The organism is Pullulanibacillus camelliae, from assembly GCF_014642655.1.
In the GTDB taxonomy this organism is placed as follows: domain Bacteria; phylum Bacillota; class Bacilli; order Bacillales; family Sporolactobacillaceae; genus Pullulanibacillus; species Pullulanibacillus camelliae.
In genome coordinates, this window is the sequence record NZ_BMIR01000029.1 from 1 (window position 1) to 18,405 (window position 18,405).

General features: G+C 41.5%; 16 protein-coding genes. 11 read left to right on the top strand and 5 right to left on the bottom strand.

All coding sequences use genetic code 11. The features are described from left to right. Positions 1 to 225 precede the first annotated feature (225 nt). Positions 226 to 1,158, bottom strand: a complete 933-nt coding sequence (gene cysK, locus IEW82_RS18515; protein WP_188698508.1) for a cysteine synthase A — start codon at positions 1,156 to 1,158, stop codon at positions 226 to 228. A gap of 133 nt (positions 1,159 to 1,291) precedes the next feature. Here cysK and thpR point away from each other — a divergent pair, with 133 nt between their 5' ends. The 3 genes from thpR to IEW82_RS18530 all read left to right on the top strand — a co-directional run bounded on the left by thpR (position 1,292) and on the right by IEW82_RS18530 (position 3,595). Next, complete coding sequence (gene thpR, locus IEW82_RS18520; protein WP_188698511.1) at positions 1,292 to 1,861, top strand: RNA 2',3'-cyclic phosphodiesterase; 570 nt, start codon at positions 1,292 to 1,294, stop codon at positions 1,859 to 1,861. Between the two features lie 67 nt (positions 1,862 to 1,928). After that, positions 1,929 to 2,672, top strand: coding sequence for a hypothetical protein (locus tag IEW82_RS18525; RefSeq protein ID WP_188698514.1), 744 nt, complete (start codon positions 1,929 to 1,931; stop codon positions 2,670 to 2,672). A 119-nt stretch (positions 2,673 to 2,791) separates the two neighbouring features. Continuing rightward, positions 2,792 to 3,595, top strand: coding sequence for a phosphotransferase family protein (locus tag IEW82_RS18530; RefSeq protein ID WP_188698612.1), 804 nt, complete (start codon positions 2,792 to 2,794; stop codon positions 3,593 to 3,595). A 376-nt stretch (positions 3,596 to 3,971) separates the two neighbouring features. Here the strand turns inward: IEW82_RS18530 and IEW82_RS18535 are convergent, their stop codons facing one another. After that, on the bottom strand, positions 3,972 to 4,238 hold the full coding sequence (locus IEW82_RS18535) for a YtzH-like family protein (RefSeq protein ID WP_188698517.1): 267 nt from the start codon (positions 4,236 to 4,238) through the stop codon (positions 3,972 to 3,974). Positions 4,239 to 4,389: 151 nt separating this feature from the next. On the opposite strand from IEW82_RS18535, the gene trmB reads away from it, so the two are divergent. The 3 genes from trmB to IEW82_RS18550 all read left to right on the top strand — a co-directional run bounded on the left by trmB (position 4,390) and on the right by IEW82_RS18550 (position 6,662). Further along, positions 4,390 to 5,031: a tRNA (guanosine(46)-N7)-methyltransferase TrmB gene (gene trmB, locus IEW82_RS18540; protein ID WP_188698521.1), complete on the top strand. Its 642-nt coding sequence runs from the start codon at positions 4,390 to 4,392 to the stop codon at positions 5,029 to 5,031. Positions 5,032 to 5,142: 111 nt separating this feature from the next. Then, positions 5,143 to 5,991 (top strand): YtnP family quorum-quenching lactonase, encoded by an 849-nt coding sequence (locus IEW82_RS18545; RefSeq protein WP_188698524.1) that lies wholly within the window; start codon positions 5,143 to 5,145, stop codon positions 5,989 to 5,991. A 113-nt stretch (positions 5,992 to 6,104) separates the two neighbouring features. Further along, positions 6,105 to 6,662, top strand: a complete 558-nt coding sequence (locus tag IEW82_RS18550; RefSeq protein ID WP_188698528.1) for a hypothetical protein — start codon at positions 6,105 to 6,107, stop codon at positions 6,660 to 6,662. A 60-nt stretch (positions 6,663 to 6,722) separates the two neighbouring features. On the opposite strand, the gene IEW82_RS18555 is transcribed toward IEW82_RS18550, so the two are convergent. After that, on the bottom strand, positions 6,723 to 7,043 hold the full coding sequence (locus tag IEW82_RS18555; protein WP_188698532.1) for a PepSY domain-containing protein: 321 nt from the start codon (positions 7,041 to 7,043) through the stop codon (positions 6,723 to 6,725). Positions 7,044 to 7,197: 154 nt separating this feature from the next. Between IEW82_RS18555 and IEW82_RS18560 the strand changes: the two genes are divergently transcribed. Further along, positions 7,198 to 8,271, top strand: coding sequence for a M42 family metallopeptidase (locus IEW82_RS18560; RefSeq protein WP_188698534.1), 1,074 nt, complete (start codon positions 7,198 to 7,200; stop codon positions 8,269 to 8,271). After that, positions 8,264 to 8,809, top strand: a complete 546-nt coding sequence (locus tag IEW82_RS18565) for a DUF84 family protein (protein ID WP_229672795.1) — start codon at positions 8,264 to 8,266, stop codon at positions 8,807 to 8,809. The genes IEW82_RS18560 and IEW82_RS18565 overlap by 8 nt, the downstream gene beginning before the upstream one ends. Positions 8,810 to 8,875: 66 nt before the next feature. Here the strand turns inward: IEW82_RS18565 and IEW82_RS18570 are convergent, their stop codons facing one another. Next, positions 8,876 to 10,990 carry a methyl-accepting chemotaxis protein gene (locus IEW82_RS18570; protein ID WP_188698539.1) on the bottom strand — a complete coding sequence of 705 codons (2,115 nt, stop codon included), beginning with the start codon at positions 10,988 to 10,990 and terminating at the stop codon, positions 8,876 to 8,878. Between the two features lie 283 nt (positions 10,991 to 11,273). Then, positions 11,274 to 13,490 (bottom strand): methyl-accepting chemotaxis protein, encoded by a 2,217-nt coding sequence (locus tag IEW82_RS18575; RefSeq protein ID WP_188698542.1) that lies wholly within the window; start codon positions 13,488 to 13,490, stop codon positions 11,274 to 11,276. Between the two features lie 218 nt (positions 13,491 to 13,708). Here IEW82_RS18575 and IEW82_RS18580 point away from each other — a divergent pair, with 218 nt between their 5' ends. Genes IEW82_RS18580 through IEW82_RS18590 form a run of 3 tightly spaced genes read left to right on the top strand, consistent with a single transcriptional unit; the run spans position 13,709 to position 18,297 of the window. Further along, the gene (locus tag IEW82_RS18580) at positions 13,709 to 14,497 is read left to right on the top strand and encodes a DUF1444 domain-containing protein (protein WP_229672797.1); all 789 of its coding nucleotides are present in this window, start codon (positions 13,709 to 13,711) and stop codon (positions 14,495 to 14,497) included. Positions 14,498 to 14,512: 15 nt separating this feature from the next. Continuing rightward, a complete protein-coding gene (ytpR, locus tag IEW82_RS18585; RefSeq protein WP_188698545.1) occupies positions 14,513 to 15,127 on the top strand; it encodes a YtpR family tRNA-binding protein in 615 nt (204 codons plus the stop codon). A 47-nt stretch (positions 15,128 to 15,174) separates the two neighbouring features. Beyond that, the gene (locus IEW82_RS18590) at positions 15,175 to 18,297 is read left to right on the top strand and encodes a DNA translocase FtsK (RefSeq protein WP_229672798.1); all 3,123 of its coding nucleotides are present in this window, start codon (positions 15,175 to 15,177) and stop codon (positions 18,295 to 18,297) included. Positions 18,298 to 18,405: the final 108 nt, after the last annotated feature.

Sequence of the window (18,405 nt, forward strand, 5' to 3'; positions counted from 1 at the left end):
CTACGATGTATTTGCTCTGGTAGGCATACATTTATGATAGAGTGCCTCTTCTTTTTTGGCTAGGATTTTGTAGAAATACCACCGAGAACTATTTTACACATACCGCAATGTAATTAATGGAAATGGTATAAGAAAGCTTTAGGATTAATAAAGGCGTATATTCCTGAGAAAGAATTCGTTCTAAAGCATAAAAAAAATGACGCACTAAGGCATCATTTTGTATCATTAGAATTGAAAGAGATCTCCTGAAAGATAGCGTTCTCCAGTGTCATTCGTCATGCAGATGACGATGTCATCTGGCGTGAGTGTTTTGGCGACTTGAAGTGCACAATAGACAGAGGCCCCTGATGAAGGCCCGACTAAGATGCCCTCCTCGCGTGCTAAACGCCGTGTCGTATCGTAGGCTTCCTCATCCGTGATTAAGTGGATCTGATCATAGACCTTTTGATTCAAAACGGGAGGAATAAAGCCTGGGCTTGTCCCAACCAATTTATGCTTTCCGGGCTTGCCTCCTGAGAGCACTGGTGAGCCTGCGGGTTCTGCAACATGGACTTTTAAATCTGAAAAATGCTCTTTTAAAACCTCACCTGTTCCTGTGATGGTTCCGCCTGTTCCGGCAGTAGAGACAAAAGCTGCCAGCGGCTTACCGAGCTCCTTCATTGCTTCAATAATTTCTATTGCTGTAGAGTGACGGTGGGCATCTGGATTCGCTTCATTTTCGAACTGCATGGGAATGAAGCTATTTGGGATTTCCTCAGCGAGCTCCCGAGCTTTCGCGATTGCTCCTGGCATTTTTTCATCTCCAGGTGTTAAGATCACTTCTGCACCATAGGCTTTTAATAGATTAATCCGTTCTTGAGTCATGGTATCAGGCATAACAATAATCGCTTTATAGCCTCGAGCGGTTGCATTCATCGCTAAGCCTATTCCCGTATTGCCGGATGTAGGCTCAATGATGGTTGTACCAGGTTTTAATAGCCCCTTTTTCTCAGCGGTGACAATCATATTATAAGCAGCTCGATCTTTTACACTGCTGCTGGGATTAAAGGCCTCTAATTTAGCATAAACCTGGGCTCCGTTAGGGTCAGGGAGCTTATTCAGCTTTAGAAGCGGTGTATTTCCGATAAGCTCGGCAATATTGTTAAATACTCTTTTCATAAGCTTGCGTCATCCTTTCACAATTACACATTCTATTTTACATTATATATTAATGTTTGTTGTGTTTGGGATTTTATCAGTTAAAAACAATGATTTAACGTTATCATATTTTTAAGAGAAGGTGAAATAAAAAATGACCTCACATTATTTTTTAGCTATTCCTCTTCCTGAAAGGATAAAAGCTGCCTTAAGTCTGTTGTCCGAACAGTTAAAAAAGCAGTGCGCTTATAAAGTGTGGACAGGCCCTGAGGACTACCATATCACACTTGTCTTTTTGGGCGGAGTACCAGTTGAGCAGCTTCAGCAGCTTGAACGGATGCTGGAACACTATCTACCGAAGCTCTCTTCAATGACACTGGCTTTAGAGGGTTTGTCAAGCTTTGGCTCTAAGGTGCATCCGCGTGTGCTCTTTGCTAAAGTGCAGCATAGTCCGCTTTTAATGCAAAATCAACAGCTTATTGCGGAGTGCTGTAAGCAGTGCGGCTTAAAAACGGAGACTCGTCCTTACCGTCCTCATGTGACTTTAGGGAAAAAATGGACAGGTGGGCGTCCTATTTCTTGGGGGGAACTTCCAACTTTATCTTCTGTTATTCAGCACTCGGAATGGCAGAGCGAGGAGATTGTGTTATATGAAATTCATCCAGGCGCACATCCAAAATATAAGCCCTATAGAATTTTTAATCTAAAAGATCGACAAGAGTGAGAAAAAGCATCGAAAGCTGGAGAAAGATAGTATAAAATAGAATAGAAAGAATGGAGGAGATCGGCTCATGGCACAATTGGTTAAAATCGAACGATGCATTTCAAGGTATTCTCAAAACTTATACCGCTATGCAGGTCGCTTCATCCATCAAAAAACCAGGCGCTTTGAGGAATTTAAGGAAAACTACTCAGGACAGCCTGATGAAGTGATAAAAGAGCATTTTTATAAGAAGTTTTTTAAACAACAGCTTATTTGGGCGACTTCAACTGCAAGGGAGCAATCGGAGCTTCCCAATAAATATAAAATGGACCTGTGGCTTCGCTTATTTCTTAGAAATCTTGATGATACGGTCCTCGTGTTTTATGAACCTGAATTAAAGGTGGGGGAAGCGTATACGTCTGCAGACATCATTTTGGTAACACCGTTTAAAGTTTGGACGGTCAAACTTGTTCTAGGAGAAAAGGACAGCGTTTTTCAGCCTTATGATCGCAGAAAGTGGAAGGAAATCCAAAGTAAGGATATTGCTTACACTATTAATCCATTATTATCCTTGCAGCGGACGACTGAAAGTGTGCGACGTATTTTTCATGAGCACGACATTGTTTTACCCTTACAGTCTGTGTTGTGCGCTCCAGAAAGCTATATCGAATTTTCTAGTGAAAGCGGCCAAGTGAAAATTGTTGATAAAACTGAGCTGAAACAATGGATGAAGGATATGTCGAGCTATCGTTCCACGCTTAAGCGTGAGCAGCTGCATGCAGCAGAGGTGCTATTAGCCCATTCCGATGTTGTTGCTGAAGAAAGAGTGTAGAAGAAAAAAGACTAGACAAAAAGGATAGAATATGTATATTTGACGTCAGCCTCAGGATGTACTATTTTAGTATTTGAGGCTATTTTTTGATTCGGCTACAAAAGATTGAGGGTTTTAACATGTATGGTTTGGATACCAATCATTGGGTGATTTCGCCTGCAGGCGGTGTAACGGGCGAAGCCTATATTGCCCAGTCTCCAGACAATAAAATTTTTATAAAAAGAAATTCATCGCCGTTTCTGGCCGTATTATCTGCAGAGGGCATTGTCCCTAAGCTATTATGGACAAAGCGCTTGGCAAACGGTGATGTCATTACAGCGCAAAAATGTCTGGAAGCGCGCGAGCTTACAGTTCAAGAAATGGGTTCAAGACGTGTGGCTCGATTGCTTAAAAAGATTCATGGCTCTGAACCCTTGGTATTTATGTTGGCAAAGCTCGGTAAGGAAGCATTGACGACAAAATCGATTTTGTTAGACTTGATGACTGAACGTAAACGTCATCCGCTTGACCCAGCTATTCAAGAAGCACTTAGCTTTTTGAAGCAAACGGCATTAGCTGTCGAGCACCCCGTAAAACGGGTGTGCCATTCAGATATCAATCATAATAACTGGCTATTAGATGAAGATGATCAACTTTACTTAATTGATTGGGATCAAGCTGTCATTGCTGATCCTGCTCTTGACCTAGGAATGACGCTCTATGGCTATGTTGAGGAACCCCGGTGGGGAGAATGGTTGACGGATTACGGTTATCCGCTGACAACGCATTTACGCCTGCGCATGCATTGGTATATGTTAGCTAACACCATTACTTTTATGTTTTGGCATCAGTCGCGTTATCGATTGAAGGAGGCTGCAGACTATAGACAGCGTCTTGTTGAATTGAATGGCATGAGTCGGGAGCGCTTTGCTTCAGGAATTTAGGAAAAATCGAGAAAAACCAGTTGGACCTTATATGCTAAGGCTTAACTGGTTTTTTTAATAATTAGGAAAGTATAAGATTTTGGGTATCAGCGGCGCCCGACACACGATTTTAGAGTGTTCCAAATCTCGCGCCTTGCGCTCCAATCCACTTGAACAGGCAATGAGGCTTATTTCATATTGGATGATGCTCCATGCAAGGACCGGGCATGCTTTTCGCTCGGTTTTTCTCACGGTGCGATCACTTAACCTCACAAAAATGTATTGTGATGGGCTATAAAAGAGAGCAGGAAGTTACCGCTCGTGTCTTCTCTCATTTAACCTTTAGGGCTAAAAGACTGGACACGCTTTGCTCGGTTTTACTAATTATATAAAAAAGCTAGCCGAGAGACTGAATCCATGTGTTAATGTTGTCTTTGTTCTCTGTCAAATGGTCATTGTAGTCTGTGAGCTCTAATCCTTTGCTGCAGTAAGCATTGATTGCTTGCAAAGTGTTCGCTTGGGGTGTGGTACTGCTATCCTTCAGGAGATTCTGGACGATGCGATGAAGCTGTTCATATTCTGAGGCATTGGCTACGCCATCAGAATGGTGTGTCGTTAATATATCCTTTACTAAATTTAATTTATCATTTGGCGTCAGCGTCATACTAAGTTCCTTCTTTCAGATCAGTTTATTATTAGCATGGACGGCAGGGGATATTTTTATGAAAGAGGGATGCATCCAAATTTTGCTTTAGTTCAACAGCGTTTCGTGTTAAAATGCATTTTGTGAAAATATTAGGGGAGTGGACAGTGACATGCGTGTCAGAAATAAGCCATGGGCAAAGGATAAAATTGCAGAGCATCCAGAAGTCGTCATTCCAAATCCAATGGATGTTAAGGGACACTGGCGAGAAGTGTTTAAAAATGATCATCCGGTTCATTTGGAGATTGGTACAGGTAAAGGTCAGTTTATTTTAGGCATGGCCAAGCAGTATCCAATGATTAATTTTATCGGTATTGAAATCGAAGCGAGTATCATTGTATCTGCTTTGGAAAAATGGCTTGAAGAGCCTTTAGCAAATGTCTTACTCTTGAATGAGAATGCGGAGCAGATCACCGATTTTTTCGCTGAGCATGAAGTGGACGATATGTATTTGAATTTTTCAGATCCTTGGCCTAAGAATCGTCATGAAAAAAGACGGTTAACGTATCGCTCCTTTTTGAAGAGCTATGAGGCTATCCTGAAGCCAGGTGGAAGATTAAATTTAAAAACGGATAATCAAGGTCTGTTTGAATATTCTTTGGAAAGTTTTTCAAAATATGGTCTACAATTAGAGCATATTAGCTTGGACCTTCATGCCTCTGATTACAAAGAAAATGTAAAAACAGAATATGAAGAGAAGTTTTCACAAAAAGGGCAGCGCATTTATCGTTGTGAAGCGATCTTTCCACAGTAATAAGCAGTACAGTGTGCCTCTGAGCCATTATTCTAAAATGAATCCGTCGTCCTTCTATGATAAAATAAGATATGGAAGTCTGTCACATTTGAAAAGCTGAGGAGGCAAATCGTGGAACAGTTAAAAATAGGACGCTATACGCTCACATGGTTGGATGGCGGTGTCACTCATATGGATGGCGGCGCCATGTTTGGTGTTGTTCCCAAGCCCTTATGGTCAAAAAAATATCCCAGCAATGACAAGAATCAGATTGAACTACGGACCGATCCTATACTTATACAAGGGGATGGGAAAAACCGTATTGTTGAAAGTGGCATAGGCAATGAAAAGCTAACGGATAAAGAGCGAAGAAATTATGGTGTGACAGCTGAATCGCGCATTCATGAAAGCTTAGCTGCACTTCATCTTACGACTGGAGATATTGATGAAGTGTTAATGACACATATGCATTTTGATCATGCCAATGGCTTGACGCGGTACAATGGTGACCAATTGGTATCCACTTTTGAAAACGCTGTAATCTGGGTATCCCAAGTTGAATGGGATGAGATGCGCTCTCCAAATATACGCTCGCGGAATACGTATTGGCAGCAAAATTGGCAACCGATTCAAGAACAGGTTCAGACGTTCACCACTGAAAAGCAAGTGGCTCCTGGTATGGCTTTGCATCATACTGGTGGGCATAGTGATGGGCACTGTTTGCTATCCATAGAGAGTGGGGGAGAGAAGCTGATTCACATGGCCGATCTTATGCCGACGCATGCTCATTTCAATGTGCTTTGGGTACTTGCTTATGATGACTATCCTATGACATCCATTCAGCAGAAGCAAAAGTGGCTGCCAAAGGGGATTGAGGATGAGGCGTGGTTCGCCTTTTATCATGATGCTTTTTATCGTGCGATTAAAATCGATCAGTCTGGTCACATTATTGATAAAATAGAGCGCATACGGTCATCCTAGTGTCGGATAAAGAGGATGGCGGAATAAAATTATTATAATATTGTGATGAGAAAAATAATTTTATCATGAAGAAATTGATTTGTGGTATGATAGAGAAGATGGGAGGAATATATATGCTGAAAAAAATAATTACAGCGCTTTCTTCGCTAGCATTTATCTTTTTTCTAACATCAGGATTATCACATGCAGAAACCTTAACACAAGGTAAAATGTTTGATGCCTTTCAAAAACAGTATAAAGACGCCAATTACGATTACAAAAACGGGTCGTTAGAAATTAACGATGTTCAGACGGTTAATCTAGATCAGCCGGCCAAGGTGAAAAGTGGCGATAAAGAAGTGCAGATCAATACCATCCAAATGGGGATGGCTCACTTTAAAACCGTCAGAGACAGCATATTTTTTAAAGACTATAACGATTATGCCTATTATTCACCGGAAAATAATCTTATCTTGACTGAAGCAGATGTGGGATCACTGCCGCAAATCAAAAGTTTTGAAAAGCAGCATACATCCTCGGTCACTCTTGAACTCGGTCCAATAGTCGGTTTATGTCTATTAATTGTCATTGTGCCGTTGATTTTTGCGTATATCTGGTTGAGATTTAAGTACAATAGTCTTGATTTTAAATTAAAAAATGGTCAATTAGGTGACGGAGCAAAGTCACATTAGGAGCGTTTTAAAAAGAACCTTACCACAGTTTTAGGGGTAAGGTTCTTTCATGTGATAGCGTTAATCAGCAACCTGAGCTTCTAGGGATAAGAGGGTGCCTGTTTGGGCATCAACGATAAAGTCATAGTGAACCACTTCATCACCGGTTTTCTCTGTTAATCCGCCTTTATAAACCTCATAGGCCAGCTTTCCGTTGCTCCAAGGCTCCTTTTGAAGAAAGATCCAAGCTCCATCAATGGTCAGGACCTGCTTAGCAGAGGCCTTCACTTTGGAAAGTGCCCTTTCTGGACTGAGAGGGAGATGATTCAACGATCTCTGAACAAAAAGTCCACCTAAAAACCCAATTCCTAATGCTGCAATAAGCTTAGCACCTTTAGTCACTGTATTCACCCTTTCTATAAAGAAGGATACCTTTTTTCATTATAGCGAAGATGACGATAGAAAACCAAGAGGATTTGAAATTTTTCTTCCTATTGGAAGTTGTATAGAAATTCAGCTAATATAGAAGTATACACTTTTTGAAAGGAAGTTTGCCATGAATACGGAAACACAAGCCCTTTTTAAACAATTAACGGAGCTTCCGGGTGCTTCAGGCTTTGAGCATAATGTCAGAGCCTTTATGAAGGAGCAATTAACACAATACGCGGATGAGGTCATTCAGGATGGACTAGGCAGTATTTTTGGGGTAAAGAAGGGTCCTAAAGAGGGGCCGAGAGTAATGGTTGCCGGGCATATGGATGAGGTCGGCTTTATGGTCACGCAGATCACGGCAAATGGCATGATCCGTTTTCAGACTTTAGGTGGGTGGTGGAATCAAGTCCTGCTTGCTCAGCGCGTTCAAGTTATGACAGATAGTGGGCCAGTAACAGGAGTGATTGGTTCCATTCCTCCACATTTATTAAATGAAGAGCAGCGCAAAAAACCAATGGAAATCAAAAATATGTTAATCGATATCGGAGCAGATGATAAGGAGGATGCTGAGAAGATTGGTATCAAGCCTGGACAAGCGATCCTGCCAATTTGCCCATTCACCCCCATGGCTAATGATAAGAAAATCCTGGCCAAGGCTTGGGATAATCGTTATGGCTGTGGTTTATCGATTGAGTTGCTTAAAGCCCTGCAAGGAGAAGCGTTACCGAATCAGCTCTATTCAGGGGCAACGGTTCAAGAAGAAGTGGGCTTAAGAGGCGCACAGACAGCAGCGAACCTCATTCAACCAGATATTTTCTTCGCGCTTGATGCTTCTCCTGCTAATGATATGTCTGGGGCTAAGGAGGAATTTGGTCAACTTGGAAAAGGAGCTTTACTGCGGATTTTTGACCGCTCAATGGTCACGCACAGAGGCATGCGTGAATTTGTGCTTGATACGGCAGAGTCTAATCAGATTCCTTATCAATACTTTATTTCCCAAGGGGGAACGGATGCTGGGCGTGTACATTTGAGCAACAGTGGCGTTCCTTCAGCAGTAATTGGTATTTGTGCTCGTTATATACATACATCTTCTTCCATCATTCACGTCGATGATTATGCGGCTGCTAAGGCATTGTTAATTGAGCTCGTGAAACATGCCGATCAGTCGACTGTCGCCTCTATTAGAGGGAATGCGTAAGGTCATGGATCGCCAGTTAAAAATCGGCATCGGCACTTTAAATCCGGCAAAAATTAATGCAGTCAAGCGTTGGGGCGAAGACAATCATATGGTAGTCGAGGGTTTCTCTGTCCCTTCAGGAGTATCCGCACAGCCCATGGGGGATGAAGAAACTTTAGAAGGCGCTATGAATCGAGCTCAGGCAGTTTTAGAAACTTCTGATGCGGATTTTGGGATGGGCCTTGAGGGAGGCGTTGATTGTATTGGAGAAGATATCTTTCTCTGCAATTGGGGAGCATTGGTGGACCGTTCAGGCCTAGTGCTCACAGCCTCTGGTGCACGCATTCCTTTACCGCAAAGGTTTAAAAAAGAACTGGTGGGTGGCAAAGAATTAGGAGATATTATTGACGATTTTGCCAAGCAAACCAATGTTAGAAAAAATCAAGGAACGATCGGTATTTTTACTAATGGTTTGATCACACGTGAAGACATGTTCCATCATGTTGTTATGCTTCTTTTCGGTCAATATGATTATCAAAAGAATATACGTATGAAATGAAATGAAAGAAAAGGCTGGCTCAATTTTTTTGAGCTAGCCTTTTCATATTAATCTTTTATCATTGTATTAAGCTTCTTCATTATCCGTAGAAGGAACTGGCGATTCAGCTTCTTCTCGATCCTCGTATGCTTTGATGTCTGTATCGGCATCTACATCGGCATTGGCATTGGCTTCATGAGACAAAGCGGATGGGTCATCCTGCTCTAGCTCTTCATCCGTCCCTTTAAACTTGGAGACTTCTTCATTAAGAGAAAGGGCAATCTCTTGGAGTGTTGTGGCAGCCGTATTCACTTCTTTGATCGCCTCGGTTTGACTTTCACTTGAGGCTGAGACCTGTTCAGTGCTGGCTGCCGTTTCTTCTGAAATAGCACTGATTTCTTCTAATTTCGTCGATAGATTTTTGTTTGCCAAAGAAACATGTTCAATAGCGGTTTGAATGCTAGAGATGTCTCCGTTAATGGAGGTCACATTTGCATCAATATTGGCGAATGCTTCTTTAGTTTGGACGACATTATGATCCTGTTCATTGCAATATTCATTGAGTTTGCCAGCTTCTTGTTGGACATGGTGTAACTGTTTAGTAATGGTTTGGATGACATTTTGTATTGTTGCCGTTTCATTTTTTGAGCGGATAGCGAGCTTACGTATTTCCTGGGAAACGACGGCAAAGCCTTGCCCAGCTTTGCCAGCTCTGGCGGATTCGATAGCTGCATTAAGCGCTAAAAGATCGGTGTTTTTAGAAATGTCTTGGATGATGTTCACAATGCTTGTGATTTCTTCAGATTGCTTGGCAACACTTTGGATATCGGCAATCAGAGTTTTAGCAATATCCAAGAACTTTGCGGAACCTTGTTCTAGTACATTGACAACGTTCAGGCCTTTCGTATTGGCCTCTTGTGCCTTGGCGGATTGAAGGGTAATATGGTCGCTCATTGTTTGTGTTTCTTCAACAGCTGTAGAGACATTGGCCAATAATTGCATGCTTTCCTCTAAATGCTCTGCTTGGTTTTGCGCACCAACAGCTACCTGTTGGACAGCTGAATTGACTTCAACAGCCTGGGCATTTGTTTGTTCAGATACGGCAGTTAAATGGGAGGAAGACGTTGTTAAGCTATCTGCTGCCTGGGTGACATTGGCCACAGTCTCCGCCATCTTTTCAGCCATTTGGTTAAAGGAATGGGCGAGCTGGGAAAATTCATCCTGTCCTTTTACCGGTACCCGATGATTCAGGTAGCCATCACCGATGAGTGAAGCTCCTTCTTTTAAAGCGTTAAGGGAGGAAGAGACAGAACGATACAACCAACCTCCAAATAGAGCCAAAAGCACTAAAATTAAAAGACCTAGAATGATCAAGCTTGTTAATAATACATTCTGTATCGTTTGTTGCTGATGGTTTAGAGCGCTTTTTTTAGCATTAAGCTTATCAATGGTGTTTGTTACTGTTTTTTCAACAGCCTGAGCATTTTTTTCAAAGGTCTCAAGCGTTTCTGATTCAAAATTTTTAAAGTCATTGAGCGCTTGATAATTGTTTAATAAATCAATGGAATAATTGCTGTAATCATTGTAAGTGCTCCCTTTAAGCACGTGCTTGGAAATATTATCGATTTGAATAAGATTATTGATAAGCGTTTCATAATGCTTTTCTGTCGGATCCTTCAGGAAGGTTGCTTGGTTTAATTCTTGATTTAACATTAGATTTTTTAACTGCTCATCACCACTTGCATCAATAATCTTTTTCATCGCAGGTGTATCTTTATTGATCGCGCCAAGCTTGCCATCTTTATCAGTATAGCCAATGACCTTTTTTGTAGCGGATAAATTATTAAAGGTTGTTAAATAATCCGTAGTGTCATTTTTTAAGGTGCGCGTTTGCTTGGACATCCCGACATTATAGGCGTCAAGCTTAGAGATATTCTTTGTGATGCTTTTCATGGTCGTTTCAATTTTATTTTTAATACTATCGCCAGGATTTAATATAAAGGCTTGATCGTTTTTTCTGGCACTCTCCATATTTGCGTTGATATCAAGCGCGGTATATATCGCTTCGTTTAGTGTAGTTAGCTTATCTTGTTGTTTATTTGTTTCAGTGATATAAGCGAGCATAGCGGCGGTAATAATTAATATACCTAGAATACTAGATAGAAGAATCACCGCAAGTTTTTTCTTAAATGTCCATTTCATGCAACCTTCTCCTTTGAATTTGAATAATACTTTAACTATTCATTGAATTGAATCTTTTATAATATTATCGGATAAAACGTTTACAATATTTAGCCTTTTAGGAGAATTTTATAGAAAAACTTCGCTTAGTGCTCCTGATGTGATTGCTTAAATCACAAATTAAGTAAGGTTCAGTGACAGAAATCAAGGTTTTATTTTTACCAAAAGAATTAACGCATAGAAAAACGAGAGGCTAGGGAACAGCGCTCTCGTTAAACTTCATGATCATGGCATAGGGAAGCGATCAGGATTGGGATTCATCCTTCTGCTGCTGGTTGTCTTCAGCAGGAGCGTCTTCTATCGTCTCTGGAACGTCCTGAGTGGTTGTTTCAGAGGAGGCAAGCTCATCCTCAACTACTGCTTCCGCTTCGTTTTCTGTTGTTTCATATTCTTCTAGTGCTTGGCCAGCCTCTGAATCTTCAATGGAGGCTGCAGCCTCATCAACTTCTGGCTCTTCTTCGTTAGCTTCTGAGTTGATGTCATCCTGTAAATGCTCTGTTCTTTCAAATTTTGCTACTTCTTGTTCAAGAGCAAGGGCGATATCCTGTAGAGTCATCGCTGACTTATTGACTTCTTCAATGGCTTCGGTTTGGCTTTCGCTTGAGGCGCAAACCTGTTCCGTGCTTGCTGCTGTTTCTTCTGAAATGGCACTGATTTCTTCTAATTTTGTTGAAAGCTCGCTATTAGCTGCTGTGACATTATGAATGGCAGATTGAATATTGGATATACCGCCGCTTATGGAAACAACATTGGCATCAATATCATCAAAAGCGTGTTTGGTTTGTGTGACATTGTTATCCTGTTCATTACAATAGTCATTCAGCTTATTCGCTTCTTGCTTGATATGATCTAGGCGTTCGATAATCTCACCGATGACCGTCTGAATATTAGATGTTTCATTTTTAGATCGCACCGCTAGCTTTCTAATTTCTTGAGAAACAACTGCAAAGCCATGACCGGCTTCTCCAGCTCTTGCTGATTCAATGGCAGCATTTAAAGCTAATAAATCGGTATTTTTTGAAATGTCTTGAATGATTTTAACAATGCTGGTGATCTCTTCGGATTGCTGTGCTACCCCTTGGATATCGCCGATGAGTGTTTTTGCGACGTCCAGGAATTTTGCAGAGCTTTCTTGCAGGACATTGACAACAGTGATCCCTTTAGCATTAGCATCCTGGGCTTTTGTTGATTGCTGTTGCATCTGTTCACTGATGGATTGTGTGTCTTCAACGGCTCTCGAGACTTTGGTCAATAAATTCATGCTTTCTTCTAAATGTGCGGCTTGAGTCTGTGCACCGACACCGACTTGTTGAACCGCCTCATTAACCTCTACAGCCTGTGCATTGGTTTCTTCTGAGATAGCCGCAAGATTTTGCGAGGAAGAAGAGAGGTGGTCCGCTGCTTCCGTCACCTTCGTTATCGTTTCTTCCATATTTGCTGCCATCTGGTTAAATGCTGTCGCAAGTTGAGCAAGCTCGTCCTTTCCTTCAAGGGGCACGCGATAGCTTAAATTCCCATTGCCAAGAATTTCTGAACCCGTTTTCAGTGTTTGGATCGATTGGGAAATAGAGCGATACAACCAGGTGCCTACAATGCCTAATATGACTAATATGAGCACTCCTAGAATGATCATTAAAATTAAAAAGACATTTTGTACGGTTGATTGTGTGCCATATAAATCATTTGTTTTTTTATTCAGAGAAGTTGTAATAGACGCTACCGTTTTTGATACTGTGTCGGAGTTTTTATTAAAGTCCGTCAAAATACTTTTTGATAAAGTATTAGAGCTGCTTAATGTATCCATATCACTGGAAAGCTCAAGGGATGCTTGATTGTATTGATCGAGCTTATCATCTGAGAAGAAATCCTGAGCTTTGCTATCAAGATCTTTCAAGCTGTCTTTAAAGGCATTGAGGTTCGCATCAGTTGGATCCTCTAAGTACGTTGTTTGAGCGATAACCATGTTTTGCCCTAAGGTTGTTAGAGCAGAGTCCTTGCTTTGGGTGATGAGATCCATGATATTTTTCTTGTATTTAGAGATGTAGCCGTTTAATCCCGCATCCTGTGTATAACCAATTTGTGTTTTGATCGATTTCAGATTATCAAAGCTGGAAGTATAGTTATCGATTTGTTTCTTCAATGTTGCGACTTCTTTGCTAATACTTGAATCCGACTTTTGTAGTTGATTGAGCGAGTCTTTTATGGCTTTAACATCACTGTCGACTTGCTTTGCACTTTTATCACTGGGTTCCTGTGTAAAGCTTTGATCGTGAATGCGCGCATCCTTCATTGTGGCATTAATGTCCTGTGCAGTATGGAGAGCGCGGTTAATCGTCTTAATTTGGTTGCTTTCGTGCTTTGCGGTTAGAGATGAAATAATCATAAATGCCGATATGATAATAATCCCTATTAAACTGGATAAGAGTATTACTGAAAGCTTCTTTCGTATCGTCCAACTCATTTGTTATCCTCCTGCTCGCTAGTTTGTGTCATTATAAGTATGGAATAAAGACAACCTATAAGTGTTGATATAGTCCCAATTATTTATATCGGACAAAAAATAAGAAAATTTAAGCGGTATTTACAAGAAATTCTTGAATTGTATTTTTAATCAGAGACACATCGTGATAAACTAAAGTGTAGTATAAGCAGGAGGAGATTGCTATCGATAGTATAAAAATGAAAGAGACGCTAGAAAAAAGGTTAGCCGCTCCTGATCGCAGGATCTCATATGATAAAAAAGAGGACAAGCTTAGAGTAGAGAACAAACAAACAGGTAAAGGAATCACGCTTTCTTTGCCAGGGGTTCTTTCACGTTATGAGACTGAGAAGGAACAAGCCATTGACGAGGTTGTTTATTATATAGATGAAGCACTTCAAGCGATGCATACTGAGCAGCATTTGAAGGGGGAAGAAAAACATATTTTCCCTGTGATTCGTTCGACATCTTTCCCGACAAAAACAAAAGATGGTGTCGAATTATTGTATCGTGAGCATACACCTGAAACACGCATTTACTATGCTCTTGATATCGGACAATCCTATCGTTTGATTTCTAAACATTTTTTGAAGGAAGCTAACCTTACAGCAGAGGCAATTGATGAAATTGCCCGGTTTAATCTCAGAGCTCTTCCGGCAGATTATCACGTCGATGAAGTGGCCGGCAACGCGTTTTATTTTATTAATTATAATGATGGATATGATGGCAGTCGCATTTTAAACCAGTCGCTTATAGAGGATATGAAAAAGCAAGCGACAGGAGAGCTAGCGGTTGCTGTTCCACACCAGGATGTCCTCATTTTTGCTGATTTACGCAACAAAAAGGGCTATGATATATTGGCGCAAATGACCATGAAATTTTTTACAACGGGCAATATTCCAATCACGTCTTTGCCTTTTCTTGTGGAAGAAAATAAATTACAGCCGATATTTATATTGGCGAAAAACAAACCTATTGATGAAGAGTGAGAAAGAGGGATAATTATGAATTATTATTATAATAAAGATGGTATCGGTGATGTCTTAATTATTGATCTATTAAAGGAAGCTTCTGATCAACAAGAGGTTGAAAGAAAAGGTGATATAGCCACCATCACAGCTGGAGATCAGGTTCTGGGCTATAATCTTTTTAATGCATCAACGTACATATCAATAGAAGGTTCCGGTAAAATTCATGGAGATCAAGCGCTTGTTGCAACATTGCAGCGCGTTTTTGAAGCGCACGAAATAAAGGCTGAGCTAACCTTTGACGCCTTACCCGATTTTATCGTTGGCTATGTTGAAGAGAAAACAGCTCATCCAGATGCTGATAAGTTAAGCGTGTGCCAAGTAAATATCGGTGAAGCTTCTTCACTACAAATCGTTTGTGGTGCACCTAACATCGAGCAAGGACAAAAAGTAGTTGTTGCGCGAGTAGGAGCGGTCATGCCAAGCGGTATGGTGATCAAAGATGCTGATTTAAGAGGCGTTGCATCTTCAGGTATGATTTGCTCTGCACGTGAATTAGGTCTTCCAAATGCGCCAACCAAAAAGGGAATTCTTGTTCTTGATGATTCTGAAACAATTGGTAGTGCCTTTGTTCATACAGAAAATCACTAGTCATGTGCTAGTGGTTTTTCAAGTAGTTGAAAAAAGCGAGGGATACTATGTCAAATTGGTGGAAACGCCTTTTAGGTTTTGAATCAGAAGATGACGATTTGGATGATGTTGGTCACTATGAGCGCCATCGACCAATGGCAAAAGGACGAATTGAAGCACCTGGGAAGAATGTTGAGGTAAGAATGCTTCGACAATACCCCAGTGATGCCCAGCAACAAAATACAGCAGAGAAAAATCGCCAACATAAAGCAGCATTAGAAAGAGAAAGTGATCCATATGATGAACCCGCATATACACGTTCGCGTTACGCTGCTCATCAGGGTTTAAATAAGCATAAATCTACCTACCAAGAAAATAGCTCAAAAGTGAGAGAGACGGGTACAAAAGAAAAACAAGAAAATAAGTCATACCCTAAAACAAGATTTAAGCCTACAGAAATTCCCTCTCCGATTTACGGCTATCGAAAAAGGCCGAAGAATATGAGTGAAACCAAAGACAGTCAACAGATATGGGCTACTCATCAGCCTCCTGAAGATCGCCAATCAGATCTTCGTCCACGGTCAACGTCACAAAGGCATCAGGAGCAGGATGCTTTCTTTCATTCCCGGCACGAAAAACGAGTCAATCATCACGCACTGTCGTCTAAGGTGGATACTGATGCAAAACCAACCACTTTATTATCACATGCCCTAGACAAGCAAGGGAGCGCAAAGCGTTTTCGTTCAGAGACGCAGCAGCAGGTAAGTGATGAGATGTCTGTTCCTGTAAGTGAGTTGGCGCACACAGAAGCACATTCTGGAGCACAGGTTCCACTTATTCAAGAGGAGGTAGGGGATGAAGAAAATAATGTAACATTTTCAAGTCATATTGCCCCTGCTGATCATCTGGCAACAGACTCAAAGGCGGATGGAACAAGTAACAGTCGAGAGGATATTGAACCAGTAGAAGATAGGCAAACAGGTGAAACAGGGAAAAAGGATGATCTTTCTGAACAAAAATATGCAGTGACGGCTGAGAAAAAAGAAGAGTATGCTCCCGTTGTAGAAGTTGAAGCCGTCGATCAAGAGGAAAGAGAGTCTGAGGAAGTAGAATTGGACAGGGCTGTGCCAGAGCCGGTGCTGGAAACCGAAGGCGAGTATTTTCCTGTTACAGAAGTTGAAGCTGACGATCAAGAGGAAAGAGAGTCTGAGGAAATAGAATTGGACAGGGCTGTGCCAGAGCCGGTGCTGGAAACCGAAGGCGAGTATTTTCCTATTACAGAAGTTGAAGCCGTCGATCAAGAGGAAAGAGAGTCTGAGGAAGTAGAATTGGACGGGGCTGTGCCAGAGCCGGTGCTGGAAACCGAAGGCGAATATTTTCCTGTTACAGAAGTTGAAGCTGACGATCAAGAAGAAAACGAGAGTGCAACGGAACGACTTGGGAACGCAGAAATAGGAGCGGCGGCAGAAGTCGAGACTGAAGAGGTGCATCAGGAGAGGGCAGGGGTATTTGTCCACGAAGTGCTGGAAACGGAGAACGTTCAACAGCAAGAAAATAGTCTATCTAATCAAACAACAGAAAACGGAGATGAAAGTAGGGGACAAGAAGGAAGAGAAAGACGTCATTCAAGTATTCCGTTTAACGTTTTGATGTTCGGTGCAGATCGTATCAGTGCGAGAAAGAAAAAGCCCCTTGATCATTCTGAACCCTCTGAGAGGTCTGAACCTGTGAAGCGACAGGGAACAGAGTCTACGAAACCGTCAAGCTCGTTAACTCTTGATCTCTTAAATGATCCTCCGGAATCATTAGAAGACGATAGTCAATGGATTCATGAAAAGCAAATGATATTAGAAGAAACATTGCTTAATTTCCACGTTAAGGCTGAGATTGTCGGTCATGTCCAGGGCCCTGCCGTGACGCGTTTTGAATTAAAGCTGCACCCTGGTGTTAAGATCAATAAAATCCTTAATTTAACCGAAGACATAAAGCTCAGTATGGCGGCCAAACAGATTCGGATTGCCCCGGTTCCAGGAAAAAGCATTGTCGGCATAGAGATTCCCAATGGTGGACGCAAGCCAGTGTTTTTAAAACAGCTGCTTCAATCGGAACATTATCTTAACAGTCATTCTCCATTAACCGCCACTTTAGGAATGGATGTTTCTGGTCAGCAAGTGGTGACGGATTTAGCGAAAATGCCCCATGGCTTAATTGCAGGGGCAACAGGCTCGGGAAAAAGTGTATGTATTCATTCACTGCTATTAAGCCTAATTTATAAGACGAGCCCTGAGGATCTGCGAATGATACTCATCGATCCAAAAGTGGTTGAATTAGCTGCTTATCAACAGCTGCCACATTTGGCAGCCCCTCTGATCACTCAGCCCAAAGAAGCTGCTCTTGCTTTGAAATGGGCTGTTGCAGAGATGGAGGAACGCTATCAACGCTTTGCTAAAAAAGGTGTTCGTGATATTCAGCGTTATAATCGTGCGATACAAGAGACAGCAGAGGAAAAAATGCCTTACATCGTTATTGTCATTGATGAGCTTGCAGATCTGATGATGGCAAGTCCTCAAGATGTGGAAGAAGCGATATGTCGCATTGCACAAAAAGCAAGAGCTGCGGGGATTCACATGTTACTTGCTACCCAGCGTCCATCAGTAGATGTTATTACGGGTTTAATCAAATCCAATATTCCAACACGAATTGCTTTTAGTGTATCTTCACAAGCAGATTCGCGGACTATTTTAGATGCTGGAGGAGCAGAGCGCCTCTTAGGGCAAGGGGATATGTTATTTGTTGAAAACGGCGCAAGAGATATGAAACGTTTGCAGGGCGCTTTCGTAACAGATGAGGAAATCGATCGTGTGACCGAAGCCTTAAAGCACGTTGAACCCATGCCGTTCTTGTTTGACATTGAACAGATTCAAGAACGTCGAATGGATGTCGAGTCAGAGGAGGACGATCTCTTTGAAGAAGCAGCCATGTTTGTCATTGAACAAGGTCAAGCCTCCGTCTCTAGTCTCCAAAGGCGTTTCCGAATTGGCTATAATCGCGCAGCCCGGTTGGTGGACCAATTGGAGGCTGGCGCAATTATTTCTGAAGCGAATGGGAGTAAGCCCAGACAGGTATTAGTTAATAAAGATACATTTTCAGAATCGCAACAAAATAAAGCGTTGAATTCTGATTGGGTGTGATAATAAGGAAGAAACAATCTTGTGTGTTTCTTCCTTATAGAATTTAAAGATTTCTTTTTACATGGGGCGCTATTCAAGGTACAATATAGAACAGTAATATTTTTGCTT

What these genes read in the sequence shown, in the direction of transcription:
- IEW82_RS18535 (WP_188698517.1), bottom strand. Translation starts at nt 4,238, where the DNA reads ATGACGCTGACGCCAAATGATAAATTAAATTTAGTAAAGGATATATTA.
- IEW82_RS18565 (WP_229672795.1), top strand. Translation starts at nt 8,264, where the DNA reads ATGCGTAAGGTCATGGATCGCCAGTTAAAAATCGGCATCGGCACTTTA.
- IEW82_RS18550 (WP_188698528.1), top strand. Translation starts at nt 6,105, where the DNA reads ATGCTGAAAAAAATAATTACAGCGCTTTCTTCGCTAGCATTTATCTTT.
- IEW82_RS18580 (WP_229672797.1), top strand. Translation starts at nt 13,709, where the DNA reads ATGAAAGAGACGCTAGAAAAAAGGTTAGCCGCTCCTGATCGCAGGATC.
- IEW82_RS18560 (WP_188698534.1), top strand. Translation starts at nt 7,198, where the DNA reads ATGAATACGGAAACACAAGCCCTTTTTAAACAATTAACGGAGCTTCCG.
- trmB (WP_188698521.1), top strand. Translation starts at nt 4,390, where the DNA reads ATGCGTGTCAGAAATAAGCCATGGGCAAAGGATAAAATTGCAGAGCAT.
- IEW82_RS18530 (WP_188698612.1), top strand. Translation starts at nt 2,792, where the DNA reads ATGTATGGTTTGGATACCAATCATTGGGTGATTTCGCCTGCAGGCGGT.
- thpR (WP_188698511.1), top strand. Translation starts at nt 1,292, where the DNA reads ATGACCTCACATTATTTTTTAGCTATTCCTCTTCCTGAAAGGATAAAA.
- IEW82_RS18570 (WP_188698539.1), bottom strand. Translation starts at nt 10,990, where the DNA reads ATGAAATGGACATTTAAGAAAAAACTTGCGGTGATTCTTCTATCTAGT.
- IEW82_RS18575 (WP_188698542.1), bottom strand. Translation starts at nt 13,490, where the DNA reads ATGAGTTGGACGATACGAAAGAAGCTTTCAGTAATACTCTTATCCAGT.
- cysK (WP_188698508.1), bottom strand. Translation starts at nt 1,158, where the DNA reads ATGAAAAGAGTATTTAACAATATTGCCGAGCTTATCGGAAATACACCG.
- ytpR (WP_188698545.1), top strand. Translation starts at nt 14,513, where the DNA reads ATGAATTATTATTATAATAAAGATGGTATCGGTGATGTCTTAATTATT.
- IEW82_RS18590 (WP_229672798.1), top strand. Translation starts at nt 15,175, where the DNA reads ATGTCAAATTGGTGGAAACGCCTTTTAGGTTTTGAATCAGAAGATGAC.
- IEW82_RS18525 (WP_188698514.1), top strand. Translation starts at nt 1,929, where the DNA reads ATGGCACAATTGGTTAAAATCGAACGATGCATTTCAAGGTATTCTCAA.